A 5,083-nucleotide genomic window follows, 5' to 3' on the forward strand; every position below is an offset into this window, starting at 1 on the left:
GAAGGCTGGGCTTTCGGACCGGACGGTCAGCCCACCACGGATCCTGATGTCGCGCTGAAAGGCACAATGGCGCCGAGCGGCGGTTACAAGGGTTTCGGTGCAGGCCTGATGGTCGAATTGCTGGCCGCAGCTGCAAGCGGCGCGGTGCTTGCGCTGGATGCGAGCCCGTTCTCCGGCACGGCAGGAGGTCCGCCGCGCACCGGACAATTCTTCATCGCGATCGATGTCGCGACCAGTTCCGGCGGAGATTTTGCACAGCGTGTGACGCGGCTAGTCGAGGCGATCGCCGCGCAGGAGGGCGCACATATTCCCGGAGCGAAGCGCGAGGCCGCGCGCGCGAAGGCGGGTGCAGGCATCGCGGTTTCGGCGGACCTCGTGCAGCAGATCAGGGACCTGGCCGCGCAGCGGTAAAGGGATAGCAGGAGAGGAAGAATGGCGAGTCAGAGTAAACAACAGAGCGAAACCAATTCGCCCGTAATCGCGATGCGCGGCGCCGGCTATTACAGCGCCAATACCGTCGGCGCCAAGGCCGTGATCGACGCGGCCGCCGATCTCGTGCTGGAAGCGCTCGAGTCCATGCCGCTGAAGGGCGCAACGCCATTCACGATCGCGGATTACGGCGCGGCGGACGGCGGTACCTCGATCGACATGATGCGCAAGGCGATCGCACGGCTTCGGAAGGACGCGCCCGAGCGCCAGATCGCGATTACCTATACCGACCTCCCGCACAACGACTTTTCGGTCCTGTTCCAGCTGCTGCAGGGATTATTGCCGGCTTACAAGGAGAACCCGCTCGCACTTCAGCCGAATGTTTTCACCTTCGGCAGTGGCATGAGCTTCTATCGGCAGATCTTTCCGGATCAGACCGTCTCGCTCGGATTTTCCGCGACGGCGATGCACTGGCTCAGCAAGCTGCCGCTGCAGATTGCCGATCACCCTCATGCGGTCGGGGCAAACCCGGAAGAAAAGAAGGAGCTGCGTAAAGCCGCGCTCGCCGACTGGGACACGATCCTTTTGCATCGTGCGCGCGAGATGGTGCCGGGCGGAAAATTCGTGTTCGCGAATTTCTGCGAGGACGAAAAGGGGCATTATCTCGGCAATACCGGCGGGGTGAACATGCATGACACCTTCGCCAAGCATTGGCGCAATCTGTTGCGCGACGGGACCATTACCGAGGCGGAATACAAGCGCGCGAATTTCGTCCAGTTCTACAAGACGAAGGAGGAATTCGTTGCGCCGTTCAACGATCGGGACTCGGCGGTGAGCAAGGCCGGGCTGGTGCTCGAAAAGGCTTTCACGCGGACGACGGGGTGCCCTTACGCCGCAGACTTCAAGCAGAAGGGCGATGCGGCCGCATTCGCCAAGAGTTACGTTCCGACATTGCGCTCATGGAGCGAAAGCACATTCATGGGCGGCCTCGATCCGAGCCGTCCGCAGCAGGATCGGATGGCGATCATCAATCGTTTCTACGATTCCTATGAAGCCGAAGTCGCCGCGTCGCCGGAAGGCCACGCGATGGATTACGTCCACTGTTTCATGGTGGTCTCAAAAAAAGCCTGAAGCCGGTGCCGGACCGGACAGGCGAGGAGGAAGTGCTGTCTAAGGCTGTCACTACAAGTTTGCACACCAAATTAATGCAACGGGGACAAAGAGGTGGATCATGCAACGTCGTAAATTTCTGAAGGGTGCCGGTCTCGTTGCCGCAAGTACCGGCCTTGCGGCTCCAGCAATTGCTCAGACGCCGACGATCAAGTGGCGGATGGCGACAAGCTGGCCGAAGAGCCTCGATACGCTTTATGGTTCGGCGGCCGCGATGTGCGAGCGGATCGCACAGATCACCGACGGCAAGTTTCAGATCCAGGTTTTCGCGGGCGGCGAAATCGTGCCGCCGCTGCAGGTCTTCGATGCAGCGGCAAGCAACACGGTGGAATGTTCGCACACGCTGACATCGTATTTCATCGGAAAGAACTCGGCCTATGCTTTCGACGGCGGTCTGCCGTTCGGTCTCAACGCGCGGCAGCAGGCCTCCTGGCTGTATTACGGCGGCGGAATGGAGCTGCTGCGAACTCTCTTCGGCAAAGCGGGGCTCGTGCAGGTGCCGGTCGGCAATGTCGGCGTGCAGATGGGTGGCTGGTTCCGCAAGGAAATCAACTCGGTCGAGGATCTGAAGGGCCTCAAATTCCGCATCGGCGGTCTCGGCGGCACCGTGTTCTCGAAGCTCGGAGTTGTGCCGCAGCAGATCGGCGCCGCGGACATCTATTCGTCGCTCGAGCGCGGCACCATCGACGCGGCCGAATGGATCGGCCCGCATGACGACGAGAAACTCGGCTTCTACAAGGTGGCGAAATACTATTATACGCCCGGCTGGTGGGAAGGCTCGGCGCAGATCACCTCGCTCGTCAACAAGGGCGCATGGGAAGGCCTGCCCAAGGAATTCCGGATCGCCTACGAAACCGCAGCCAACGAGCAGATGACTATGATGCTCGCAAGCTACGACGCCAAGAACCCGGCGGCGTTGCGGCGTCTCGTTGCCGGCGGTGCGGAGATTCGCGCCTTCCCGCGCGACGTGATGGAGGCCTGTTTCAAAGCTTCGCAGGAAACGTTCGACGACCTTGCAAGCAAGAATCCGGACTTCAAGACGATCTACGAGCCCTGGACCAAGTTCGCGAACGACTCGAACGCGTGGTTCCGCGTCGCAGAATACCGGCTGGATAGCGCACGATTTGCCGCGCCGTCCCGCTAAGCTGAAGGAGTAGAAACGGCCGGCGGCCCTTGGCGGGTTGCCGGCCGTTTGCTTTTGAGGCCATCTCTGCGGTTCAACTTGAGTTCCGGCTGTGTTAGCGACAGTTGCGCCGGCGAATGTTCGCCGGCATGACACAACCGATGTGATTCTCCGTGACAGAAAATGCCGTTCAGCAAACCTCACCGCGTTCGCAGCGCGGGTTGATGTCCCGGATCTTATCCGGCGTCTGGATGGTGGTGCGGGCATTGATCCTGCTGCTGGCCGTCGTCTGGGCGACGCTCGCGATCTATTTCTCCAATCTGCCCTGGCCGTGGCTGCGCCTGGTCGCAGCGATCGCCTTCGCGGGCTTTGCGATCTGGACCTTGTTGCTGTCGCGTCCGCGGCGGACGTGGGTGTTCCTCGCCGGATTTCTCGCAGTGGTGGTGTGGTGGGTGGCGATCCCGCCTTCGCATGACCGGCCCTGGCGGCCCGAGGTCGCCGTGATGCCGCGCGCCTATATCGACGGCGACAACGTGCGGATCACTGGAGTGCGCGACTTTACGTATCGCAGCCGCCATGACTTCGATGTCCGCTACGAGACGCGTGACATCCAGTTGTCGCATGTGACGGGCATCGATTTCTATATCTCGTACTGGGCCGAGGGTCCGGTCGGACATACCTTCCTGAGCTTCATCTTCGACAATGCGCCGCCGCTCGCTATTTCGATCGAGACCCGTCCGGAAATCGGAGAGGGCTTCGATCCGCTCGCGTCGCTGTTCAAGCAATTCGAGCTGATCTACGTGGTGGGCAGCGAGCGCGATATTGTCGCGTCACGTCCCAAGCATCGCAACGAGGCGACATATCTCTATCGTCTCAATGCGTCGCCCGCTGACGCGCGGGCCCTGCTCCTGGTCTACCTGAAGCGGATCAACGAACTGGCCGAGCGGCCGGAATGGTACCACCTGCTCACCAACAGCTGCACCATCAACATCATCCGCTATGCCAATGCAGCGGGCCGCGAGGGCCGTTTCGATATCCGGCATCTGCTGAACGGATTGATTGACAGCTATCTTTATCATTCGGGTCGCGTCGACACGACGCTGCCGTTCGACGAACTGCGCCGCCGCTCGTTGATCAACGAGGCGGTGATCAAGGCTGGCGACGCGCCGGATTTCTCCGATCGTATCCGACAGGGCCTGCCGACGATCGCGCGCTGAGCCGCCGTCAGGCCGTGGACGCGGACTTCGGCGGAGCATCGGGATCGCCGAACAATTCAGCGATCCATTGCGTCGATGGATGTTGCGCGCAGAAGGTCAGGATTGCGATCGTGATCGGTACGCCGATGAACGCGCCGAAAAAGCCCCACATCCAGGTCCAGAAGAACACCGACAGGAGCACGATGAACGGCGAGACTGCAAGCGCGCTGCCGGAGACGCGCGGCTCGATATAGCTGCCGATGACAAACTGGATCACATTGAGGCAGGCGAAGACGACGAGTGCAGCCTGCCAGGATTCGAACTGGGCAAGCGCATAGAAAGTGGGGAAAACCGTGGCGATGAACGGTCCGATGAACGGGATGTAGTTCAACGCGAATGCGATAACGCCCCATTCCGGTGCGAGCGCGAGCCCCGATAGGGAGGCCAGCGCCCAGACGGTCACGCCGGTCGCAATGCTCATCCAGGTTCGGATCATCATGTAGCGGCGAAAGCGCTCGGCTGTCGCGCGCGTGCCTTCGATCGCGATCCGCGCTGCATCGCTGCTCACGAGAGCGCGGATCTTGGTTTCGATCGTGCGCACCTCAAGCAGGCCGAGGATGACGTAGACCGCGACCACGAGCCAGAACGTGATCGTGGTGTTGACGCGCCCGGTTACGCTCTGGAGCGTGGCGATCAGCCAGCGCAGGTTGAAATGCTCGGTCCAGACACCATCGACGACGATGCCACGCCCCTCGAGCCATAGGGTCGCGGCGTCGTACAGCGACTGGAAGCGCGGTGCTTCTGCAATCAGTGCGCGCACGACACGGCCGAAGCCCCAGGCGACCGTCGCGGCAAATCCGAGGAAAACGACCACGACGGCGCACATGACGATCGCAAGCGCCAGCAGGCGCGGCATGCGCTGCTGCAGCCAGTCCTGGATTGGCCAGGCCAAGGCGATAATGAACAGCGCGCCGGCAACCGGTGCGAACACGCTGGTCGCAAGATAGAGCGAGGCCACAACAGCGATGGTGGTGAGAATGCCGACATAGAATGTCAGCCGCCCGGTCGCTCCGGAAGATATCGTGTCGGTCATGCGTCCGCCATCATCAATCGATGTTGCAGCCTGCAATCATCCGCGGGCTCTGGCAATGCTGAACTGAATATG

Annotated in this window: 5 protein-coding genes; 4 read left to right on the forward strand and 1 reads right to left on the reverse strand. The window is 61.4% G+C overall.

What is annotated here, in order from left to right; all coding sequences use genetic code 11:
• The 4 genes from VNZ93_RS11170 to VNZ93_RS11185 form a co-directional block, all read left to right on the forward strand.
• A partial coding sequence (locus tag VNZ93_RS11170) for an Ldh family oxidoreductase (RefSeq protein WP_325704377.1) occupies positions 1–411 on the forward strand: 411 nt, incomplete at its 5' end.
• Positions 412–432: 21 nt separating this feature from the next.
• Positions 433–1,560, forward strand: a complete 1,128-nt coding sequence (locus VNZ93_RS11175) for an SAM-dependent methyltransferase (RefSeq protein WP_325704380.1) — start codon at positions 433–435, stop codon at positions 1,558–1,560.
• A 100-nt stretch (positions 1,561–1,660) separates the two neighbouring features.
• On the forward strand, positions 1,661–2,743 hold the full coding sequence (locus VNZ93_RS11180) for a TRAP transporter substrate-binding protein DctP (RefSeq protein WP_325704383.1): 1,083 nt from the start codon (positions 1,661–1,663) through the stop codon (positions 2,741–2,743).
• A 203-nt stretch (positions 2,744–2,946) separates the two neighbouring features.
• Positions 2,947–3,939 (forward strand): DUF4105 domain-containing protein, encoded by a 993-nt coding sequence (locus VNZ93_RS11185; protein ID WP_325704386.1) that lies wholly within the window; start codon positions 2,947–2,949, stop codon positions 3,937–3,939.
• 7 nt (positions 3,940–3,946) lie between these two features.
• On the opposite strand, the gene VNZ93_RS11190 is transcribed toward VNZ93_RS11185, so the two are convergent.
• Entirely contained in the window at positions 3,947–5,011 is a 1,065-nt protein-coding gene (locus tag VNZ93_RS11190) for an AI-2E family transporter (protein WP_325704389.1), read from the reverse strand.
• Between the last annotated feature and the right edge of the window lie 72 nt (positions 5,012–5,083).

It is taken from the genome of Pseudorhodoplanes sp., assembly GCF_035565795.1.
Lineage (GTDB): Bacteria > Pseudomonadota > Alphaproteobacteria > Rhizobiales > Xanthobacteraceae > Pseudorhodoplanes.